Origin of the sequence: Litoribrevibacter albus (assembly GCF_030159995.1) — a bacterium.
In the GTDB taxonomy this organism is placed as follows: Bacteria; Pseudomonadota; Gammaproteobacteria; order Pseudomonadales; family Litoribrevibacteraceae; genus Litoribrevibacter; species Litoribrevibacter albus.
In genome coordinates this window covers 1-22,216 of the sequence record NZ_BSNM01000009.1, presented here as the reverse complement: position 1 = coordinate 22,216, position 22,216 = coordinate 1, and the positions used below count along the sequence as shown (strand labels likewise).

The window sequence follows — 22,216 nt, the reverse complement described above, 5'->3', positions numbered from 1 at the left end:
AAATTTCTATAGTAATGTTTAGGCCCATGAACGGGTCTAAACACATCATAGTCAATTTAAATATTTCGCCGGAAGAGTATACCTATTGGTATACCGGATCTGCTCGTACAGTTTTAGCTACCAGCATTGACGGTCGATCGGTGCGCTTTCCGGCAAATATTCTTCAGCCTTTTGTAACACGTAGCGGCATACAAGGTACGTTTTGCATATTTTTCAAGCCAGACGGCAAGTTTGATCGCATTGAGCGTCTACAATCTAAATAGCCATCATTCGTCCCAGTAGAAATCCCTTTAAAAATTCGAGTTATTCCGCTTCCAGCATGTAAAAATTACTCGAATCTGGCTAAAATAGCGCACAATTTGAATTCACCCTTTAGGATACGTTGATGATATATCCCGCTTTGCGTTCACTGTTGTTTAAACTGTCCCCGGAAACTGCTCATGAATTGACGCTGGAAGGCTTACAAGCGATGAGTCGAATGGGGATTGCTGGCTTAATGAACCAGAACATTCCGTTCAACCCAGTGGATGCAATGGGCATTGAGTTTCCTAACCCGGTTGGCCTGGCGGCTGGCTTGGATAAGAACGGTGACTGCATTGATGGTTTGGCCGCGCTTGGTTTCGGTTTTATTGAAATTGGAACGGTGACACCAAGACCTCAGCCAGGTAACCCGAAGCCTCGTATGTTCCGTCTGCCTGAAGCACAAGGCATCATCAACCGCATGGGCTTCAACAACAAAGGCGTTGATTATCTGGTTGATCGTGTTCAAAAAGCCAAGTTTGAAGGTGTGTTAGGCATCAACATTGGTAAGAACTTCGATACAGCAGTCGAAGACGCCAACAGTGACTACGTGAAATGTCTGCAAAAAGTCTATGACCATGCGACCTACGTGACGGTGAATATTTCTTCTCCAAACACCCCTGGGTTACGTGACCTGCAAATGGGTGACTCGCTTGAATCACTGATCATTGCCGTTAAAGAAGAACAAACCAAACTGGCTGGCAAAACTAACCGTTATGTACCGATTGCGGTGAAAATTGCGCCAGACATGGACGATGCTGGTGTCGAATGGGTTGCTGAAACGCTTGTGAAACACGAAATTGATGGTGTAATCGCAACTAATACCACCATCGCTCGTGATAAAGTTGAGCACCTGCAATATGGCAACGAACAGGGTGGTTTGAGTGGTGCGCCTGTGTTTGAATCTTCGACCGAGGTTACAGAGAAATTGGCTAAAGCGTTGAATGGCAAACTACCAATCATCGGTGTGGGTGGCATTACCAACAAAGAAACCGCAGCAGCCAAAATCGAAGCCGGTGCAAGCTTGGTTCAAATCTACAGCGGCTTCATCTACGAAGGCCCAAGCTTAATCAAACAAGCGGCAGAAGGCGTTAACGAAGCAAGACGCGCGTTGATTCAAGCTAAAGGCTAAGATCGTAACGGATCTGAATGTTATGAAAGCCAGCACAGTGTGCTGGCTTTTTTGTGTTTGTTGATTTGGAAAGAGTTCCATGAATAAATGGTATGTTTGAATATGAATAATGAATTTCAACGATACGCCGAATGTTTACAAGAGTTTCAGGCGATCTTGTCTTTTGCTGAAAAATTTGTGAATTCGCTTGTGGGCCAACAGCCAAGTTGTAAAAATGACGTTTATGGTGAAAGAATTTTTGTGAAATTGTTGTGCCATGCGGTGACTCTTATAAAAATATCACCGTCAATAGAAACAAATAAACAACAAGAGTTATGGGATATTTCTTCTAGCTATTGTCTAGCTCGAGCACTGATAGAATCATTTGACGCCCTTTCATATATAGCCCTTGCCAACATAGATAATCAAGAAAAGGAATTTCGATTAATTTTTTGGAAACTACATGCTGAAGCTAGGCGTTTTAATATGCTTTCAAAAATTGGTAGTACAGACCCTAGGGTAAAACACACTGAACGAGAAGTTGATAACTTAAAATCTAAGCTCCTTGCTCATAATCACTTAGATATGTGCTCTAAAGGCCTAAGAAAAGATATCGAAAAGGGAAATTATCAACCTTATCATCTTACTCAAAGACAAAGAAATGAAGAGGCTGGTGTATCCCATGAATTTCGAGATGTAGTTACTATGCATTTATCTTCACATGTTCATACCCATCCATTTTCAGTTATGCAAATTGTAGACTTTAAGGCGGGAAGCCCCGAGAGCATTGGTCTAATGAGTATTGCTATTCAGTATTCTTCAGGTTTTTTGGCAAAAGCAGTTCAGGGGATGTTGCAGGTATTTAATAAAAGTACACCTGTAATGGATACAAAAGCTAAAGACGCGTACAGTAAATGGATAACCGTTGTTGAAAACGGTGTCAAAAAAAGCTAATTGGACTATGAGCTTTTTCCTTGACTCCAGTAATAAAGATAAAAACCTTGTTAGAAGTATTACGTGCTATGAAAGCCTCGGAACTACAAAACATATTTATAGATGAACTTAAGGTTCTTTTACCTGATTGGAGGTTTGTGAAAAGCCAGCGCCAATTTAAGAGGGTTGAAGAAGGTGTTGTTTGGCTTTTTCATATAAATTGTATTAATCATTTGGATGACTTTGATGCTGTGGCTGACGTTGCTGTAGAGTTTAAATCAGGCAAAGAGAATATTTGTATCGTTGGTGCAGAGCTTGGCAACATTGAGGGTGTTGGGCAGAAACGCTTTTCTGTAACTAGCGCTACGGAAGCTAAATCTTCGGCCGAAAGAATGCTCTGTTACTTTAAGGCGCATGGAATGCCTTTTCTTCGTAAATACAGTAATCCAGTTGATGTAATTAGCACTTTGAAACAAGGTGGTAAAGAAGCGATGTTGATAAGCCCATTGTTGAATCAACATCCAGAACAAATTAATCGTTTGACTAATTTCTATGGTGTTAGCATCTAAAGTGCTTGCTCTGAAAAAATATCTACAAGGATGCAATACGAATGGAATCAACATTGAAATATCTTCTCTATGCAATATCCGCAGTAGCTCTGATTACTGGGTTAAATGTTGTGATTGGTGGCGCTGCCGCAGTGCCTGGTTCTTTAGGTTCTGTCGAAGCAACCGTGGATAACGAATTGAGATTTTTCTCAATTTATTGGGTTGCTTTTGGCGTATTTTGTTTTTGGGTTGCCCGTAATATCGACACTCAGTTTTTCTTCATCCCGTTCATTGCATTATTTTTCTTTTTAGGCGGCGTTGGCCGATTGATATCGACGTTGACCATTGGTAATCCTGCCAGCATTTTGGTTCCTGCAATGGTCTTAGAGTTTGTATTACCTGTCCTTATTTATTGGCTCTACGTTAAGCAGTAGAAAAATGCATAACTGTTAATTGAGCGCTTACATTAGGATCGGAGGCTATTAGGCTTAAAAGCCTGTGACTTCCGACATCACTCACCACACACTGCTACAGTTAGTAGTACGTCGTTCGGGCTTATTTTCAGAGTGTGTAGCTATGAAAAAAGTGTTGTGTGTGGTTCTTCTATTCTTAGCGTCTTTCCTCTCCAATGCTGATTCCATTGTTGATCAATGGAAATCAGGGTTGGCTGGTTCTCGGCTAACGTCTTATTCTGGTTCCGCCATAAGCTCAAACAGCACATTGACGATTATCAACTTTTTTCGGAATGGGCGTTATTCCTATTACAAAGAGGGAAGTTGGTCTGTGCCGGGGACAGCGGGAGGCGCATCCAATAACACGGTGACAGGTATTTGGGACGTTCAAACCTTAAATTCAATCACCTATTTAACTTACAAAACCGACAGAGGGGAGCAAGGCGCATTCCCCATTTACCTTCAAGCCAATGGACGGGGCAATATTGGCGGGGCTGCCTATGCGGTTGAACGAGGTAAGTCCGGTTGCTAATTGTATCCATTAAGTAAAAACGGAAGTCATTCAATGAAGGATAACGTTTATGTTAGCCGGGTGTTATGTCTTTTACTTGGGTTTGCTCTCCAAAGCGCACCGGATACTGTGTTCGCTCAGGAGTCAGTTTCGATTTCCTCCGATATTTGGTGTCCGTTTATTTGTGGTGATGATCAAAGCATAACCGGCGGGCTTTTGGTCGATGTGGCGGATGAGGTTTTTAAGCAGGCGAATATAGCGTTAGAGTCTCCGCTAATGCCGTTGAACCGGGCCATGATGTTGGTGGCTAAGGGGCAAGTTGATGGTATTTACGCGCCGGCAATTACCGATCAGTTAATTATGAGTGAGACAATTGTTGCGTCTCGTGCCTGTTTTTATACTCATATCAATGACGACTGGCGGTTTGAAGGTATTGAATCGCTTCCGGCGGTAACTGTGTCGATTATTGATAGTTACGGGTATGACGATGGTGAGTTTGACGAATACGTTGCCAAGAATAGCTCTAATCAGTCAAAACAGCTGGATGTCAGGGTTGGTGAGACGGCTGGTTTAACGAATGTTCAGATGCTGCTTGCTGAAAGAATCGACGTTCTCATTGAGCATGAGTCGGTCATGGCGCATTTGATGGATGAGGTTGGTGGCAACGCCAGAAATCATATTCGGAATGCAGGTTGCTTAAACACGGCTCTGCCACTAAATATTGGATTTGGTGTTACGAATCCATACTCAGCTAAATGGGTTGATATTGTTAATCAGGGAATCAGTCAGCTCAAGGCGTCTGGTCGGCTCGATGAGATTAAGTCCCGCTATGGATTAGGCTCAGCATCTAAATAACCCCCTAACTGACAAACAGCAGGGGCATGAAGGTCACTATCAGCAGGCATGTTCCTAATACCAGTATCGGCAATATGACTCGTTCATGTTTTAGGTAGAGGTGTCTTATTCCCGAGTCTGTTTTTTCTGAATCAATGAAGTCCAGCTGAGCCCATTCCCGCGCAGGCACTTGTTGTCGCGTCAGCAGGTGATTCATCGCCACCGGAGGTGTCACATACGCCAGCTCAAACGCTACGAGTGTGATCATCCAGAAGTGGATGGGATTGATGCCTTGTTCGTAGGCGAAAGGGGCGAGAGTCATGCTCACCAAAATCAGTGCGCCGAAGGGGTCGAGAATCATGCCGATGACAATGAGCACGATCACTAGCGCACACAGCGTGTTCACCATAGATAATCCATTCATGGGTAGGTGGTTGAGCCAGCCGGGGTCGAACGAGGTATTACCGAGCGAGTAGGAGCAAAGCATTACGAGCAGAATTGCGCCGCTGTGCTCGAAACTTTCAGAGAATGCGTTCCTGAATTTGTTTTGAGGGATGGGCTCGGTCACTTTTGCTGCTGAAACGTGCGGTGTTTTATCTTGACGCCTTTCTAAACAGACAACCCCCAGCATCAATAACAAAAGGAAGTAGGGGGCGGTGAATTCATTAAACGAGAGTCCAAGCACAAGCTGTAAAACAAGGATGATGCCCCCGCTTATTAATAGGTACGGGATGCAATCTTTGATTACGGAGGATGCGGGTGTGCGTTTCGGTTCAGTGAGTGTTTGGTTGTTTGTTCTGTTGAGTGCTTGGACGTGCATGGGGCCGGGCAACAGTTTTGTAATCACTATCAATAAGCTTAATGTTAAGCAGAATACCCAGCCGCCCCAATAAAACAGCTCATTGGTGGTGACTTCTTTGTTCAAAAAGGCGATGGCAACGATCAGTAGGCTCGGGGATAAAACCACGCCTGTGCTGCCGGTCATGGCAGTGATGGCTAGGATGAATTGTCTCCGCAGAGGGAGTTTCTTTAGGCTCTGATACACCAAACCGCCCATTGCTAGAATGATGATTCCTGAGGCGCCCGTGAACGCAGTGGGTATGGCCATAAATGCAACGGTTGCGAAGGCAACGGCCAATGGGTTTCGAATAAGACTTAATAGCAGTGTGATCAGAACCTCGGCTAGGTTGCTGTGTTTGATGAGCATACCTAACCAAATGTAGAGGCCAATTTGTAAATAGATCATTGGCATTTCATAGATTTGACCAATCAATAACGCCAGTTCGTGGTCTGTTCTTTCCTTATCGAGCAAGACGGAAAGAAGAATCATCCAACTATAGATAGGAATGGACTTTAGGGCTTGAAGGAAACCTTTGCTCTGGGTGTCTCGCTGTTCTCCTGACTTTCTTGTAACTAGATAGTAAAGGCATAGCAGAAGATTTAATCCAAATCCCAGAGAAAGGATCAGATAGGCATACACATTGTCGTTGAGAAAGTTTCTGCCCATAAGATGCATTGCATATTCATAGCAGGCGTAGCAGATCAACAGATTACTTAGGATTTGAGCACTGAGAGATGTTCTGGATCGTTGGTCGTCCGGTGCCAATGACAGGTGTTTTTGATGAAGAGTAGCGGACAGCAAACAGACCAATATAAACAGCGAAAGTATGTGTGATTGCTGACCTGTTAACCATAAGCTAAGGGATTGCAGGCTTTGTTCAACGCCTTTGATTCTAAGTGCGATGGTTTGAGGGGCTTGAGTGTTTTTTCGATCCCCATGACTCTGAACCAATGTGTCTGAACACGCTTCGGTAGTTAGTTCCAGAGTTGGTTCCGGAGTAGGTTCTTGTTGGGCCTTGTCCAGTGCCTTATCAATAGGATCATCAAGCGGGGTATCAAATGAGTTATCAGCCAGTAGTAAATCATCCAGTAGTAAATCATCCAGTAGTTGCAGGTCTTCATCGCTGGTTCGTTCTACGGACTGGCAGGGTATGTTTGCTAATTCAGTGGACGACAGGGTCTCTTGTGAAAGTGTCAGATCAGAATAGGTCGGCCACAGATAAGTGCCTAAATTGTAAATACGTTCTTGCAGTCCGCTGGCGATACCAATCACTAGCACACAACAGAGCGCAAGCCCGCCAATAATATTCAGCAGAAACCGGGCGATCTTAATGGTCATCGATTGTGGTGTTTTATTCGTGTGTAACGCAGAGGGAGTGTCGGTCTGCTCCCCTGACCAGTGAGTGTTCGTCATTCTTTGTTATCTGCAGAGCATTCGGCCATTGTAGGGTTGAATTTACAGCGCACTTTTCTGAATAAGGTGAGGGCGGTGGTGTTGTAAATACCTTGGTTTCTGAGGTGAATACGAGAGAGGCGATGCTTTTCATTCCACTGTTCCTTGATCTGAGCATCGACTTGAATCCAGTACTTGGCTGGGATGTTTTGTTCAAAGACATTCAGTACATTAAAGCTGTGCTCAAGCTGTTTCTGAACATAGCTTCGGGAATGCTGACCAAACGATTCAGGCATTTTCGACGAGCGTATGACTAGTTGCATGGTGCTTTGATGCAAAGGCCAATTGATGATGCCGCCATCTGGTTCCAGCCCTTTGTTCATTTCCAGCAGTTCATAGGCAGCGGCGGGTGCGCCTGTCATGTCCACCAAATGGTTGTTGAATTTCTGAATGGCGTTGTTGAGGGTAGAAGGCACAGGGATTAAGCCGGTTTGTTCAATTAAATAATTTGTTTCCGGGGTGTTGTCTAAAACAGTTATTTTTTTTCCGGTAAGTGCATCAGGGTTGCTAAACGCTTTATCGATGACAAACCCAAAGAGCGCGCCTGTTGGAACGATGGCTGCGATCTCATAGTCCTCCTGTTGCATAAACTTCGCAGCTTTGGGCGAAGATAGTGTGTCCAAGATCAACTTTAGATGTTGGTAGTCCGGGATGGCGCCAATGGCGTTCAGTGAACCTGTGAAATGATTAAAGTTGCGTGCTCGAATACCGGGCAAGTTTACTAAATCACAATACCCTGATTGAAAATCTTCCAACGCCAATCGATCACTGGCGTAATGTTTGAACTCAAGTTGAACACCCCATTGCAATGCTTGCGTTTGGTAGTCCGTCATTATCTGACTCATCGGGCCGTTCTGACCAATCATGTCATAGAGGCACATGGTTCGTTTGGTTTGTGTTGCTATAGAAGGGGTTATTGAAGAACTTGCCTGCACGTTCAAGGCAGTTGTCAGCAAAGTTGCTAACAGAGAGAGCAAAGCAAGGCTTCTGAAATAGCCGGTATCGTTGAGGTTAATGTAGAACATGATTTCACCACTTTTTATTTTTCAGCATACGGTGTGTGGTGAAGATGGGGTTCCTACTTAGGGTGGAGATCTAGGATTAGAAAGGATGATATTTGTTTGTCTAAATACGCTTGAAGAGTGAAGAGTGAAGAGTGAAGAGTGAGAGCCAGAATACACTGGCTCTCTTTTATTTATCTCGTGTTATTTATCAATGATGAATTGAGACTACTGAACCACGGTTTCTTTAATCTCAGCAACAACACGACGGTTTTCTGTCCGACCCGCAGCAGTGCTGTTGTCTGCAATCGGCTGCTCTTCACCGTAGCCTATGGCATTCACCCTGTTTGCTTCCACGCTATAGGTGCCTGTTAAAATGGCCATAACAGAATCCGCACGACGTTGAGACAAGGATTTATTGTATGCTGCACTGCCTCGGTCGTCCGTATGGCCTTCAATGGTCACTTTGGTTGTGGTGTGTTTCTTCATGAAATCGGCCACACGCTTAATCTCGCCATAGGCGGATTGAGGAACTTCCGCTGAGTTATTTGCGAAGTTAATGGCAAGATTAATAGAAACCGTCTGTTTCAGCGGTACTCGACATCCTTTCTCATCAACGTCCACGCCAGCGGCGGTTGTTGGGCATTGATCTTTATAATCCGGGACACCATCGTTGTCTGAATCTAACGGGCAACCTTTACTGTCAACGGGGGCACCAGCCGGTGTGGCAGGGCATTGATCCTGATAGTCATAGACGCCATCGCCGTCTGAATCCAGCGGACAACCCGAGCTATTTACTGCGACACCGGCAGGCGTATTCGGGCACTTATCCATGTCATCAGTAACGCCGTCTCCGTCTGAGTCTTTTACGACTGCTACTACGGCCATTGCTTCTTTTTGAGCCGGTTCTGATTTCATCGGTTCTGATTGTGCGGGTTCGGATCTCATGCTTGAAGAGCCGCCAAAGGCATAGCTGACACCGACGCTAAGTAATGCGTCCCAATCTTCTTCATCGAGGCTGTTGATCGCACGAGCTTCCAGTCGGGCCGACCAGTCGTCATTGAATGCATAGCGTGCTCCGCCGCCCAGGTGTAGTTGTGTTTCTACGTGATCTGAATGGTCGTATTCAAACTGGGCTTCACCAATGGCGGCACCAAGGAAAGGTTTCCAGTTGCCGGTTTCAGGCAGGTAATACAGCGCGCCCAGTCGTATCTGATCAAGGTCAGCATCTTCACCGCCGTTTTGACCATCAGGTTCTGAAAGCATGTAAGTGGCTTCGACACCCCAATTGCGAGTTAACACGTATTCGCCCCCTAAAATCGCTGTCACGGTGTCGTCGGCATAGCGATCTTCGTCGAACGTTTGGTAGCCAATGGCTGGGTTGATGTAGAAGGTGCCTGGTTCCTCGGCAATTGCTTGGCTTGAAGCCCCGACCAAGGATGAAATAAGCAGAAGGTGCTTCAGATGCGTGCTGTTCATAGTGACTCCGATGTCTTAAATGAATGGCGGTTCAAATTCAGTTCAAATAGGGGACTGCGCTTTGATTCGAGTACTTTTGATACTAGTACTTGGATATCAGTACTTTTGACAAGAATACTTAAGAGGATAGACCAGATACCTCTCAACAGAGTGAATGTTATAAGAGGTATCTGGAAATGACGATTCAAGCGTTGAAAGATAGGAAAAAGGTACTACTTAGTTCGCCAGGTCTGTGTCTTGGAGATAATGACCTGACTGATCAGGCTGTAAAGAAGTTTTACGCCAAGGGCACTGACGAAAATCAGCATCGCCATCGCAGCCGCTGGCGCTGTATCGCCAGCGTCATCCATATTCAAGACGGCAACGGACGCCAGCATGGTATCGACACTGTATAGGAAGACGACAGCAGAAACGGTCGTCATCGCATTCACAAATAGATAGATACCTACCTCTAGAATAGCTGGAATCGTCATGGGTAAGGTGACTCGGCCAAGCGTCACATAGAATGGCACTTTTAATGATTCGGATACCGATTCGATCTCTCCCGGCAGTTGTTTAAACGCTGTCACCATTGTGAGATGACCCACTGTCAGGAAGTGCACAACCGAGGAAATCATCAAGATTACAAAGGTGCCATAGATAACATTCAACGGGTTGTTCACCTGATTGAAGAAGAAAATGTAGCTCAAACCAAGCACCAGACCAGGGACGGCCGCAGGAATGACAGACAGCATGTGAATGGCTTTACGAACGATCGGCCAGACTTCAATCTTCTGACAGGCGTAAGCAGACAGGAAAATAAACGCGGTCCCTAAAATCATGGTGCCGGTCGCCATGATCAGAGAGTTCTGATACGCGCCCCAGCCACCTCCGTCCATCATATTGAATTGGTAGTTGTTGAATGACAGGCTTAAATCATAAGGCCAGAAGGTCACCAGTGATGAATATCCCGCCATACCGATGATGGCAAGAATAATCACTGATAACAGCGTGCAGTATAGAAAAGCAAAACCATCGCGGTAGCTGGATGAGTGTGGTTGATAAGTAACGGATTTACTGTCAAACATGGTTTGCTGTTTGCGTTGAACCCATTGATCGACGATGAAGGTAATCAGGGCTGGTATCAGCAACATGATGCTCACCACTGCGCCCATCGAGAAGTTCTGTTGACCGATCACTTGCTTATAGATGTCAGTCGCTAAGACGTTGTATTGACCTCCAATGACTTTTGCGACACCAAAATCTGTCACGACGAGTGTGAAGACCACTGCGGTGGCAGAAATTAATCCGTATTTGCAGCCCGGTAAGGTAACCGTGAAGAAGGTTTTGATCGGGCTGGCACCCAGCACTTCACTGGCTTCATAGAGTCGGGCATCTTGTTGTTTTAACGCCGTAGTAAGAATGATGAGAGCATGAGGAAAGGCCCAGAATGAAATACCAAAGACAATCCCTGATACCCCATAGATAGATTCGAAGGGCCAGAACTCTTTTAACACCCCTTGGTTGCCAAACCAATAGATCAAACTGATTGCAGACAGCAGAGACGGTGTAAGCAGCGGGATATAAGCAATGCCCTTAAATAAAGTTTTACCAGGCATGTTCGAGCGGGTGAAACACCAGGCCGTGGTGAAAGCCAGGGCAATAACGATAACTGTGGCAATAAACCCGAGGTACAAGGTGTTGGTGATGGAATAGGTCAAAGCCGGATTGCTGAGGTAGCTTACAAAGTTTTGAAGACCAATGAACTGACCGCTTTTGTCTTCAACACTGTGAACCAGCAAGCTGTACAACGGAAAGACTAAACAGGTGAGTAAGGTAGCAAGCAGTAGCAGTAGCCAAACACGTTTAATGATCGATTCTTTATCAAGCGTCATTAGCTCAGCGAAACGATTAGGCTTTGAGACTAGGGGGGAATGAGTAGATAACATGGCTTTCCAAACGTCTTAGTAATTAGCGCATTCTTCGAATTAATGCTGAGCACTGCATAAATCTTTATGAGCAATTTCAAACCACACTGGTTGGTTTGTCTCAAAGCTCATTTTTTTACAGTAGGGGGTTGCTACATCCACCAGCACGGACTCTGATGAAATGCTCTGATCCGCTGGTGTCAGGGTCAGGCGAGTGGTCGCGCCACGGTATTCCATGCTGTCGATCACTCCGGACATTCGCTGCTCGTTGGGGGTATTAAATACCTCGATCCATTCCGGACGAACAATCAGTGTGCTTTCAGCGTCAGGTAACGTCATACGATTGATGGTGCCGACGAATTCCGCAACAAACTCAGTCGCGGGAGTTGAGTAGATCTCGTCCGGAGTACCGATTTGCTCAATTTCTCCGTGATTCAATACGGCAATTCGGTCTGAAATGGCTAAGGCTTCTTCTTGATCGTGTGTCACCATGATGGTGGTGATGCCGGTTTTCTTCTGAAGATCTTTTAACTCTTGTCGTAGATTATGACGAACCTTGGCGTCCAGTGCCGATAGCGGCTCATCCAGTAATAACAGTTTAGGGTTCGGAGCTAACGCACGAGCTAATGCCACGCGTTGTTGCTGTCCACCGGATAATTGGACAGGATAGCGGTCTGCCAATTGATCTAATCCCACTAGAGCCACCAATTCATCAACACGTGTCTGAATGTTTTTCTTGGCCATACTGCGAGATTTCAGCGCATAACCAATATTTTCTGAAACCGTTAAATTAGGGAACAGCGCATAGGATTGAAATACGATACCAAAGTCACGCTGACGCGCCGGTTTGTGTGTGACTTCCTTGCCTGAAAGAACAATCGTGCCCTCATTGCAGACTTCCAGTCCGGCAATGGTTCTCAGTAGCGTGGTTTTACCACAGCCAGAAGGCCCTAAGAAACTGATAAACTCGCCATCATTGATGGTTAGGTTGATGTTTTTCAACGCATGAAAATCATCGTAATACTTGTTGATGCCAGTCAGTTCGACACTCTTTTTCAATTCGACACTCTTTTTCAATTCGACACTCTTTTTCAATTCAACACTCTTCACCGGAATATCTGAAGAACACGCTTGAGGTTGGGAGGAAGTTCGATGAGTCCCCTGGTTACCCGCGCCTGGCTTATCTGACGATTGCTTGCTTGATGTTTGATGCCCAGATGATCGTTTAGCGCTTGGAAAAGCCGGGGCGGAAACAGAGACTGTTGACGATGAGATCATACTTAAAGGTCGTTGTAACCGCTTGTTCAAAGATAAAAATATGTTTAAACGCGAAAAAAGAGAGGCCATCGTTCAAACTCCTAATGTGAGATGAAAATTAAAACAGGGCAGAGACTTCAACATTCGTTGAGGGCGCTGCCCAACTCATACCGATGCTGCCAGATCCATCATGGTGCAGAGTATGAGAACTCTTGATAACTGTGCTGTGCAGTGGGTAGGTGCATCTATCGCTAAATACACTCCCACCTTGTAATAATGTTTTATTGATTAACTCTTAGGTTCTGACTTGGAGTCATAACGCTTCTGCCATTCCGACAGGATCTTGTCGCGGTTTTTGGCGGCCCACTCAAAGTCGTTTTTAATCATTTTCTCGCCAACTTCCGCAGGGAAGTGTTCAACCGGTTTTGCTACGCCAGGGTAAGCAACTACCGCATAGCCTTGGTTATACAACTCGTTAGCGGTTTTGGTGATAGACCAATCAACCAGCTTCTTCGCGGCTGCCATTTTCTTTGTAGTGTTCAAGATTGCAGTGGCTTCGATTTCCCAGCCAATACCTTCAGACGGGATAATCAACTCAAGCGGAGCACCTTTCTTGATTAGATTCGCGCCGCGATAAGCGAAAGAGATACCGATGGCTGTTTCACCAGATGCTGCCAACTTACATGGCTTAGAACCTGAATGGGTATAGCGGCTGATGTTTTGATGTAGGCCGTCCATGAACTGCCAGCCTTTGTCTTCACCAAAGGTTTGCAACCAGCTTGATACGTCAAGGAAACCCGTGCCTGAAGAGTTCGGGTTAGGCATGATGACATGGCCTTTGTACTCAGGCTTGGTCAGATCCTGCCAGGAAGTTGGCTTGCTTAGATTGTATTTCTCAGCTTCCACTGTGTTGAAACAAATTGCGGCTACCCATGCGTCCATACCGACCCATGCCGGGTTTGTGCTGGTATCGCGGAATTTTTCATCCAGCTTTTCAACCTGAATTGGCGAGTAGCTTTCTAACATACCCTCGCTTTTCATTTTTAGAAGGCTGGTGCCAGCAAGACCCCAAACAACGTCTGCGCGAGGGTTTTCTTTTTCAGCCAATAGCTTTGCAGTGATAGTACCGGTTGAGTCGCGAACCCAGTTGATCTTGATATCCGGGTGCTCAGCCGTGAATGCTTTGCCGTACGTGTCCAGAAGGTCTGCTTCCAACGCGGTGTAGACGGTTAATTCGGTAGGCTCATTACTAGCCTGAGTCGTCTCGGCGGAGTCATTTCCACAGCCCGTTAGTAACAGGGCAGAACCTGCCAATACAGCGCCGCATAGGGTTTTTAATTGTGTGCTTATGCTCATTGTCTTCCTCGTCCTGAATCGTATTTAAGTCTTAGATTTACAAATTCTTGCTCTTGATCTTGCTCATATTAATGGTTCTGGTTGATACCAGATTCTTATAAGCTATCAGCAGAATAAGACAGAAATATTTCAAAAATATTAATCTGGTTTATACCAGATATGTATGCGGAAACTATGCCATTCAACGTCTGGGGTTAGACTGGAATTTGTACAGGTGCGTAACCATGGGGCTTAGGACGGATTTAAGAGCGATAGTAAGGATTTTAGGCTGTATGATGAGGTGAAAAAAAGCGAACGCTTTTTGGGCAACTATTAAAAATATTTAATCGAAGTGGGGCAGGATTCATACAGAAACTTCTGTGGAAACTGGGTAATCTCACCAGACTGAACTAGCTTTGTAATCAATGAAGGCATTTTTGTTGGAGTTGGTCGCGTGGTTAAACAACCCATTTCTTTTCTGTTCAATGCTTTGCTGCTCTTCGTGTTTTGTATTGTTCGAACTAATGCTTCTGAGAGCGAGAAACTCATTGTGCTGACAGAAGAATGGGCTCCGTACAACTATATGGTGGATGGTCAATTGACCGGCTTTTCCGTCGAAATTGTACAGCACATCATCCGTGATTTAGGTGCCGATGTAGCGCTTGAGCTTTACCCCAGTATGAGAGCGTCTTACATGCTCAACAATGAACCAAGACGCCTGTTCATTTCCATGTTCAAAACCAAAGAACGTGAAAACCAATACCAATGGATTGGCCCGCTGGTGGATTCTTCCATCTACTTTTATAAGAAGAAAGGGAGCCCGTTAGTTATTGAAAGTCTGGAAGACGCAAAACAGGTCGATATGATCTCAACTCGTCACGCCGGACTTGTTTATAACAAACTCAAAAAGGCAGGATTCCGTAATCTAGATAACGTTTCTGTTCAGGCAAAGACCGTCTATGAGAAGTTGTTACATGGTCGAACGGATTTAGGAATCAGCGAATCGCCTCTAGGGACAAAACATATCTTAAGAGAACTAAACTACCCGGTAGATGCCTTGGTTCAAACGAATGTTAAAGTCGTTGATTCCTCTCTGTACATTGCTGCAAGTAAGGACATTGCTGATTCCGAAATTGCCCTGTGGCAGACGTCTTTAGATAAGCTGAAGGCTTCGGGTGTCTATGATCAGGTGTTGCGGAAGTATCATGAGTAGCGGGGCTCAAACGTCTTCTTGTCTTCTGAAACTTCGTTTACTTGATAAAAGCTCTATTACTGAAATCACTATAAGCCCTAAACAGCTGAACGCCGCCAAGTAACCTCCCAGCATAAGAACTCCGGTAAAGTAGTGTTGGCTTACGAGTACCAATACGGGGATAGGAACAACAAAGTGAATGGCTTGAACCAGTCCCTGTCTTTTAATTCGTTTTGAGTAGAAGCACCAAGTAGCTGGAGCCAGAAATGCCAATATCCATAAGTAGTACATTGGGGAGGCATTTTCAGGAATGATGTAACGCTCAATTGATTGAAATTCTATCGCTTGTGTTTCTTCATTAATCACTTTTCGATCACATGATGAAAGCGGAAGAAACATTGAAAAAACGAGTATAAATGCCAAGCAAATTCTAATTTTGTCCATGCCCCAAACTCATCCTCAGCTCAACCGCATCATGCCGCCAGTATTCGATATCGTATTCCAGCACTCGTCCTTCGTCAGTAAAACGGCAGCGTTTGATTTCCAAGCATGGGCTGCCTGCCGAGACTTGCAGTTCCTGCGCGGTTTGTTCATCCAATGATGTGGCGTACATGTTGACGCCGGTTTGAGTAACTTCTTTCTGGTAGTGAATCGAGAAGATTTCAGTCAGTGATTGGCTGAAGTCGTGTTTCAGTAAACCAGGGCAGAGGTTGGCGTCCACATAAATTTGTTCGATGAGAATCGGTCGTTGTTCGACGCTTCTAAGTCGTTTGATGAGATAAACCGGGGAGCCTTCTGAAAGGTCCATGACAGTGGCAATGGCTTTAGGCGCTTCGGTTAGCTCGTAACTGATCGGCGTGGTTTCGCCAATCCGATTTTGGCTGGCGAGCATTTGGTTGAAGGTTGCAGGTGAGGTCGGGTCGTAGATCAAACGAGTCGGGCTAACAAACCAACCGCGACGATTGAGTCGATAAATAACACCTTCTCGTTCCAGTTGCAGTAATGCTTCTCTGGCGGTAATCCGGGAGGCATTGAACTGATCACTTAGTTGTCGTTCTGAAGGCAATTTATCCTGAGTCGACAGCTTTCCGGCTGAGATCTGGTTCTTCAAATGGTCGACGATGGTTTTGTATTGGGGTAATGACATACTGCTGGCTATCTATCCTGCTATCTGTGCTTAACAAGCTATTTTGCCTAATGGCTGTTTATTATGGCGCTGGAACTCTGTTGTTATCCGGCTTGGTTTTCCAAAAACCATTCTTCGGCGATAGCAAAGCTGGTGCTCATGCCTGTACCACCCAGACCCGTGACTAAAAATACATGATCTTGTGGTTGAGTCCAATAGACATGATCATCTTGGGTCTTGCTGTAGATGCCAATCCATTGCTCTTTTATTTCCCAACTAGGCAGCTGTAAGACCTTTTTGGCGTACTGTGTGATTAGGAAATTTACTTCCTGATTGATGAAGGGGTCAGGGTCATCTCCGTAGTGATGAGAATCCCCGAGCGTGATTTCACCGACCTGATTTTGAGCCGCCAAAATGTGAATGCCGTGCTTTTCAAACTCGGGGTGATCATAGGTTACACGTTCTCTAACGGCCGCCAGGCTTTTCACGTTATCGAAGGCGGGGTAATGCAACATCGACAAACCTGTCGAGAACATGGAACCGAAGGCCCAGTTTTGCTTTTGTTTGATGGTTCGCATCATTTGTAGCTTACAGGTCTTGGGTCTGGTCTGTTCATCGCATGGGATCAGATCATTAAATTCATGACCAGGGCAGCATACAATGCGCTTGGCGTTAAAGGTACCTTGTGTGGTTTGAACCTCACAGCCCGCATCACCCGAGTGAACTTGCAGTACGCGTGTTGAGAAAAGCAATTCAGCCTCGTCTTGCTTCGCTAAATAATGAGTAAGCTGCTTGATGGCTTGTTGCGGATTGATCTGTACTTCGGTTTGACTTAATAAACCACCGACCAAACCTTTAGGGTTTACGCCAGGGCAGATCACTTGCGCTTGATCCGGGTTGAGTAGTCGAGTCCTGTAGGGGGGAAGGCTGTGATGACTGTTAAACTCTTCCATTGCGGTCATTTCGTCATCGTGGTGCGCGGCCATCATCATCCCGCAAGGGTTCGCCCAAAAGTTGGCTTTCTTTGAATAATCCAACCATTTCTCTTTGCTTTTGATAGCTCGGTTTAACGCATTACCTGTTGGCATACCTAATGGCAGTACCATTCCAAAGTTTCGGATTGAGGCACCTTGAGGGGCTTTATTCTTTTCAATCACAAGCACCGTTTGTCCTTGCTCAACGGCAGTAAGTGCGAACGCCAAGCCAGCGATACCAGCACCTACAACAATAAGATCGTACATAGTTCTTTTCCTAATCAGTCATTTTCCATCCTGCTCTTGTATTGGTGATTAGCCAAAAACAGAACAAAGAGGTATCGGGATTTTTCTTATTATTGGTATATACCAAAATATATTTCGTTTCTGTTTCAGTTTGATGAATCTTTTCTGGTCTCTATTGACCTGTTGAATAGCTTCTCATAGTATCCAAAATAAATTGGTATATACCAGATTGGCAATGAAAGACGATTTGGTATCAAAATGAGAGTTAGAGGGAATCATCTATGGATTACGTTACAAACAATCCATCATCAGAAGAAAACACCACTGAGAACCCGTACTTGTTGCTCACGCCTGGGCCACTTTCAACCAGCCCGACGGTGCGCCAGGCGATGATGAAAGACTGGTGTACCTGGGATAAAGACTACAACGACTTGGTTCAAGGCATTCGCAGCCGCCTGGTTTCTTTGGCGTTGCCAAAACACTCGGAGCGTCAAGCGGAGTTTACGTCTGTTTTGATGCAAGGCAGTGGTTCTGCCTCGGTAGAAAGTGTGATTGGTTCTGTGATCGGCAACGATGACAAACTCTTGGTGCTCGCCAACGGCGCTTACGGAAAACGGATTGGTCAGATCGCGTCTGTACTAAGAATTGAACATAAGCTTTGGGACTTTGGCGAAGCCGATACCATTGACCTTGATGCGTTAAAAACGCTGCTTGAAGAAGACCGTTTATTGAATGCAGATAAGCCTTTCACGCACGTTGCCGTTGTGCATTGCGAAACCACCACAGGCCGCTTGAACCCAATCGAAGCCATTGCGCCGATCGTGAAGGCTTCCAATTGTTCTTTCATTGTTGATGCCATGAGCAGTTTTGGTGGTATCCCGATGGATGTGGCGGATTTAAACATCGACTTCTTAATCAGCAGCGCCAATAAGTGCATTCAAGGCGTGCCGGGCTTCGGATTCGTCATTGCGAATCGTCAGAAATTAGAAGCCTCTACAGGCAATGCCCGTTCATTGGCCTTAGATCTCTATGATCAGTGGAAAGGCATGGAAGACGGCGGCGGAAAATGGCGCTTTACCTCGCCAACTCATACGGTTCGTGCGTTTGATCAAGCTCTGTCAGAATTGGAAGAAGAGGGTGGAATTGCAGCTCGTTACGCTCGTTATCAAGAAAATCATGATGTGTTGGTGGCTGGTATGAGAAAACTGGGCTTCCAAACTTTACTTGAAGATGCGGCCCAATCGCCATTCATCACCACGTTCTTTAACCCTGATCATCCTAGTTATCACTTCAATGAATTTTACGCACGTTTGAAAGCCAACGGCTTTGTGATTTATCCGGGCAAAGTATCGGACGCAGATTGTTTCCGTATCGGTAATATCGGCCATGTGTTCCCACAAGATATGGCCCGTTTAATTGATGTGATTGAACATCAAAGATATTGGTTAGAAGACAACACAACAGCGACCTCGTCACTAGAACAAACCGCGATAGCCTAAGGAACAGACGAATGAATACCATCAACAAAGCGCCTTATTCTTTTCAACGACGTTATGCCGGTCAAGTTAAAGCCGTTATCTGTGATTGGGCGGGCACGACGGTCGACTTTGGCTCGCGTGCGCCGATCATGGCGTTTATGACGTTGTTTGAGAATCATGGCGTAGCGGTGACTGAAGCCCAGTGCCGTGAACCAATGGGCACAGAGAAAAGCGTTCACATTCGCATGATGTTAGCCATGCCTGAAATCCAAGAGAAGTGGCAAGCGGTGAAAGGCCTGGCATCGACAGAAGAGGATGTGATGGCGCTGTATCATGAATTTCTTCCCATTCAGTTGGAAACCATTCGCTTAACGGGTGGGCTGATTCCTGGCTGGAAACAGGTGTCGGATGATCTGCGAGCGCAAGGCATCAAGCTGGGTGGAAACACCGGCTATAACGAACAAATGTATGCCGTGGTCGCTGAAGTAGCCAAAGAAGCAGGTTATGAAGCGGATGTAAACGTATGCGCGACCGAGGTGTCCAAAGGGCGCCCATACCCGTACATGGCACAGGCGGTGATGGAAAAACTGGAGATTCTTGAAGCGCAGGCCTGTATCAAGATCGATGACACCGAAACCGGCATCGAAGAAGGCTTGAATGCGGGTATGTGGACTGTGGCTGTGGCCGTCAGTGGTAATGCCAATGGCCTTAGCCTTGAGCAATGGCAAGCCTTGCCTGGTGATGAACAAGAAGCCATTGCAGTAAAAGCCCGCAAGAAAATGGCCTTGAGTGGCGCCCATTATGTGATTGATTCTGTGGCTGAACTGCCTGCGGTGATCGACGACATCAATCGCAAGTTGGCATCTGGAGAGCGCCCTTAATGGAAACGTGCATCGCTCAGGCTGACTTCGTCTATCAAACGTTAGTCAGCTTGTTTAACCGCTTCGGTGACGAGCAATACGGCGAAGCCGTTACCCAAAAGCAGCACATGTTGCAGTGTGCGTTTTTGGCGGAACAGGAAGGCGAAACAGATGACATCATCGTAGCCAGTTTGCTTCATGACGTTGGTCATTTCATTGGCCCTCAGGATGCTGGTTTGATTGCAGATGGGACGCCTGAAGAGGACTTTAATCACGAAGTGCTCGGCGCACGTTTCTTAACAAAGTATTTTGGTAAAGAAATTACCGTACCCATTCAACTGCATGTGGCCGCGAAGCGTTACCTTTGTGCAGTGAAAGACGATTACTACGATGGTCTCAGTGATGCGTCCAAACACAGCTTAGCCTTACAAGGTGGGCCGATGACCGCTGAACAGGTGGCCAAGTTTGAGCAAGGGGAGTATTTTCGCCAAGCATTGAGAGTCCGCTACTTTGATGATTACGGCAAACAAGTGGGCTTGGAGATTCCTGATCTAGACTATTATCGGGATCGGATCATAAAGCTAGTAAACCCCTCATAAACTATTTGGATTCATAAAGCCTCGATGTATCGGGGCTTTATTTTTTCTTAACTTTAAAAAGGTTGTACTGAATGACTTGGCTGCCGTTTTTACTGGTTGTTGTGTCTGCGTTTTGTCATGCGGCTTGGAACTTTATTGGCAAAAAGTCCGTGCCTTACATGTCCTTCTTTACGGTGGTGAGTAGCTTTGCGGCGTTAATGCTGCTGCCGTTCGCACTCTATTATCACCAAATTTCCACCACAATTGTGACGGATCATTTTGGAATGCTGGTACTGACGGGGTGCTTCCAAGCCTTCTATCTTTTTGGCTTAAGCCAGGGGTATCGAGGATATGAACTGTCTGTGGTGTACCCGCTAGCCAGAGCATTACCCGTCGCCCTTGTGCCCATTGCTGTGAGTGTGTTCAGTCACAAGCACTACAACCTGATCCAATATGTGGGTGTGTTCTTAATCATCATTGGGTGCTTATTGATTCCCTTTAAAGGTAAGGACGTCTTTTGGTCTTCCCTAAAAAGCCCTGGCGTCTTCTTTGCTATGGTAGCGGCCTTAGCAACCACAGGTTACAGCTATGTGGATCAGACGGTACTCACAGGGTTATCTCAGAGTTTGCCTGATCATCAAGGCTGGCAACGTTCCTTGGTGTATATGTTTTGGCTATCTCTGTCATCGGCCATTTGGTGTTTAGGCTTCTCCTTCATCAGCCGATCTTCCGCCGAACAATGGCGCAGCACCGTCACCCAACAAATGCTTAGCACCGCGTCCACCGCCTTTGTGATGACACTGACCTACAGTTTGGTACTCATCGCCATGAACTACACAGAACACGTAGGGCAGGTCGTGGCACTTCGGCAAGTCAGTATTCCCATTGGCGTCGCGATGGGCGTGTGGCTGCTTAATGAAGAATTCAATCGGCTGAAGTTACTGGGGCTGGTGAGTTTGATGGTAGGGATTTATTTGGTGTTGTGATGTGGATGATATGCGACTCGTGACGCATTTTCGGAAAAGTGAATCGGTAATTTATTGAATATAAAGAATATTTTTCGGTTGCTGACGCTTTTTGGGGGAGTGCTGGCCGGAAATCAAAGTCGCATTTTGGGGATGTAATATCTGCACTAATGGGTTAAGTTGTTGTTTTAATGGATTATGCGTCAGAGAGTGTGACGCAAAATAGGAAAAACTGATCTGCGTCTTTAGGACGCAGAATTCGCTGTTAGAGTGCAACAAACGAAAGGAGAACCACTATGAAACAAAAAGTGACATTAGCAAGCGTATCAATCGTCGCAATTCTTGCGTTTCCAACTCAGTCGATAGCTGGATGTAATAGCTATTCAGACGGATATGGAAATACATCAATAAACTGTGATGACGGAACATCGGGCAGTCTGTACACAGACCCATATGGAAATACCTCAGGAACAATAGGTGGTAAAAGTTACAACACTTATTCAGATCCCTACGGTAATACTTCGGGTTCATATGGTGGCAGCTCAATAAACTCGTATTCTGATCCCTATGGAAATACATCGGGAACCGTAGGCGGTCAAAACTTCAATAGCTACTCAGACCCATACGGAAACACAAGTGGTTCATTTGGTGGCGGCAGTTACAACTGCTACACGGATGCATACGGAAATACTCAATGCAACTAAGCACTCTAACATCTATATGACCGGGGGTTGTCAAGGCGCAAAAACCTGAAGGCCCCTCCAAGGTCAGAGCTCGATTCTTAATAATCTGTTCTGTTTCCTCTTATTGGCACCACTGCCGATTCTTTCATTACT

General features: G+C 45.7%; 22 protein-coding genes. 13 read left to right on the top strand and 9 right to left on the bottom strand.

All coding sequences use genetic code 11. The annotated features are described in order from the left end of the window. Positions 1-14 precede the first annotated feature (14 nt). From QQL66_RS06100 to QQL66_RS06070, 7 genes are all read left to right on the top strand, one after another. Entirely contained in the window at positions 15-263 is a 249-nt protein-coding gene (locus QQL66_RS06100; protein WP_348524835.1) for a DUF2835 domain-containing protein, read from the top strand. 122 nt (positions 264-385) lie between these two features. Beyond that, on the top strand, positions 386-1,432 hold the full coding sequence (locus QQL66_RS06095) for a quinone-dependent dihydroorotate dehydrogenase (RefSeq protein WP_284379983.1): 1,047 nt from the start codon (positions 386-388) through the stop codon (positions 1,430-1,432). 102 nt (positions 1,433-1,534) lie between these two features. Next, positions 1,535-2,365 (top strand): hypothetical protein, encoded by an 831-nt coding sequence (locus QQL66_RS06090; RefSeq protein ID WP_284379980.1) that lies wholly within the window; start codon positions 1,535-1,537, stop codon positions 2,363-2,365. 47 nt (positions 2,366-2,412) lie between these two features. Next, the gene (locus QQL66_RS06085; RefSeq protein ID WP_284379977.1) at positions 2,413-2,913 is read left to right on the top strand and encodes a hypothetical protein; all 501 of its coding nucleotides are present in this window, start codon (positions 2,413-2,415) and stop codon (positions 2,911-2,913) included. 41 nt (positions 2,914-2,954) lie between these two features. Next, entirely contained in the window at positions 2,955-3,326 is a 372-nt protein-coding gene (locus QQL66_RS06080) for a DUF4345 domain-containing protein (protein WP_284379974.1), read from the top strand. 142 nt (positions 3,327-3,468) lie between these two features. Next, positions 3,469-3,876 (top strand): hypothetical protein, encoded by a 408-nt coding sequence (locus tag QQL66_RS06075; RefSeq protein WP_284379971.1) that lies wholly within the window; start codon positions 3,469-3,471, stop codon positions 3,874-3,876. A gap of 33 nt (positions 3,877-3,909) precedes the next feature. Beyond that, positions 3,910-4,710: a substrate-binding periplasmic protein gene (locus QQL66_RS06070; protein WP_284379968.1), complete on the top strand. Its 801-nt coding sequence runs from the start codon at positions 3,910-3,912 to the stop codon at positions 4,708-4,710. Positions 4,711-4,714: 4 nt separating this feature from the next. Here QQL66_RS06070 and QQL66_RS06065 read toward each other — a convergent pair whose 3' ends face one another. The 6 genes from QQL66_RS06065 to QQL66_RS06040 all read right to left on the bottom strand — a co-directional run bounded on the left by QQL66_RS06065 (position 4,715) and on the right by QQL66_RS06040 (position 13,982). Beyond that, positions 4,715-6,943 carry a TRAP transporter large permease subunit gene (locus tag QQL66_RS06065; protein WP_284379966.1) on the bottom strand — a complete coding sequence of 743 codons (2,229 nt, stop codon included), beginning with the start codon at positions 6,941-6,943 and terminating at the stop codon, positions 4,715-4,717. Next, on the bottom strand, positions 6,940-8,007 hold the full coding sequence (locus QQL66_RS06060; protein ID WP_284379964.1) for a putative solute-binding protein: 1,068 nt from the start codon (positions 8,005-8,007) through the stop codon (positions 6,940-6,942). The genes QQL66_RS06065 and QQL66_RS06060 overlap by 4 nt, the downstream gene beginning before the upstream one ends. Positions 8,008-8,211: 204 nt before the next feature. Next, positions 8,212-9,462 carry an OmpA family protein gene (locus QQL66_RS06055; protein ID WP_284379962.1) on the bottom strand — a complete coding sequence of 417 codons (1,251 nt, stop codon included), beginning with the start codon at positions 9,460-9,462 and terminating at the stop codon, positions 8,212-8,214. A gap of 212 nt (positions 9,463-9,674) precedes the next feature. Next, complete coding sequence (locus QQL66_RS06050) at positions 9,675-11,390, bottom strand: putative 2-aminoethylphosphonate ABC transporter permease subunit (protein ID WP_284379960.1); 1,716 nt, start codon at positions 11,388-11,390, stop codon at positions 9,675-9,677. Between the two features lie 39 nt (positions 11,391-11,429). Continuing rightward, positions 11,430-12,647: an ABC transporter ATP-binding protein gene (locus QQL66_RS06045; RefSeq protein WP_284379957.1), complete on the bottom strand. Its 1,218-nt coding sequence runs from the start codon at positions 12,645-12,647 to the stop codon at positions 11,430-11,432. A gap of 267 nt (positions 12,648-12,914) precedes the next feature. Next, positions 12,915-13,982, bottom strand: a complete 1,068-nt coding sequence (locus QQL66_RS06040) for a putative 2-aminoethylphosphonate ABC transporter substrate-binding protein (protein WP_284379953.1) — start codon at positions 13,980-13,982, stop codon at positions 12,915-12,917. Positions 13,983-14,415: 433 nt separating this feature from the next. Between QQL66_RS06040 and QQL66_RS06035 the strand changes: the two genes are divergently transcribed. Then, positions 14,416-15,174 (top strand): substrate-binding periplasmic protein, encoded by a 759-nt coding sequence (locus tag QQL66_RS06035; protein WP_284379951.1) that lies wholly within the window; start codon positions 14,416-14,418, stop codon positions 15,172-15,174. Between the two features lie 6 nt (positions 15,175-15,180). On the opposite strand, the gene QQL66_RS06030 is transcribed toward QQL66_RS06035, so the two are convergent. The 3 genes from QQL66_RS06030 to QQL66_RS06020 all read right to left on the bottom strand — a co-directional run bounded on the left by QQL66_RS06030 (position 15,181) and on the right by QQL66_RS06020 (position 17,520). After that, positions 15,181-15,597 (bottom strand): hypothetical protein, encoded by a 417-nt coding sequence (locus QQL66_RS06030; protein ID WP_284379948.1) that lies wholly within the window; start codon positions 15,595-15,597, stop codon positions 15,181-15,183. After that, positions 15,584-16,300, bottom strand: a complete 717-nt coding sequence (locus QQL66_RS06025) for a UTRA domain-containing protein (protein WP_284379945.1) — start codon at positions 16,298-16,300, stop codon at positions 15,584-15,586. Before QQL66_RS06025 ends, QQL66_RS06030 begins: the two co-directional genes overlap by 14 nt. 83 nt (positions 16,301-16,383) lie before the next feature. Beyond that, positions 16,384-17,520 (bottom strand): TIGR03364 family FAD-dependent oxidoreductase, encoded by a 1,137-nt coding sequence (locus QQL66_RS06020; protein ID WP_284379943.1) that lies wholly within the window; start codon positions 17,518-17,520, stop codon positions 16,384-16,386. 260 nt (positions 17,521-17,780) lie between these two features. Between QQL66_RS06020 and phnW the strand changes: the two genes are divergently transcribed. The 5 genes from phnW to QQL66_RS05995 all read left to right on the top strand — a co-directional run bounded on the left by phnW (position 17,781) and on the right by QQL66_RS05995 (position 22,084). Then, entirely contained in the window at positions 17,781-18,998 is a 1,218-nt protein-coding gene (gene phnW, locus QQL66_RS06015; RefSeq protein WP_284379941.1) for a 2-aminoethylphosphonate--pyruvate transaminase, read from the top strand. Between the two features lie 11 nt (positions 18,999-19,009). After that, positions 19,010-19,858, top strand: a complete 849-nt coding sequence (gene phnX, locus QQL66_RS06010) for a phosphonoacetaldehyde hydrolase (RefSeq protein WP_284379937.1) — start codon at positions 19,010-19,012, stop codon at positions 19,856-19,858. After that, positions 19,858-20,436 carry an HD domain-containing protein gene (locus QQL66_RS06005; RefSeq protein WP_284379935.1) on the top strand — a complete coding sequence of 193 codons (579 nt, stop codon included), beginning with the start codon at positions 19,858-19,860 and terminating at the stop codon, positions 20,434-20,436. The genes phnX and QQL66_RS06005 overlap by 1 nt, the downstream gene beginning before the upstream one ends. Positions 20,437-20,507: 71 nt before the next feature. Beyond that, positions 20,508-21,401 carry a DMT family transporter gene (locus QQL66_RS06000; protein WP_284379933.1) on the top strand — a complete coding sequence of 298 codons (894 nt, stop codon included), beginning with the start codon at positions 20,508-20,510 and terminating at the stop codon, positions 21,399-21,401. A 275-nt stretch (positions 21,402-21,676) separates the two neighbouring features. Beyond that, on the top strand, positions 21,677-22,084 hold the full coding sequence (locus QQL66_RS05995; protein ID WP_284379932.1) for a hypothetical protein: 408 nt from the start codon (positions 21,677-21,679) through the stop codon (positions 22,082-22,084). The last annotated feature ends 132 nt before the right edge of the window (positions 22,085-22,216 follow it).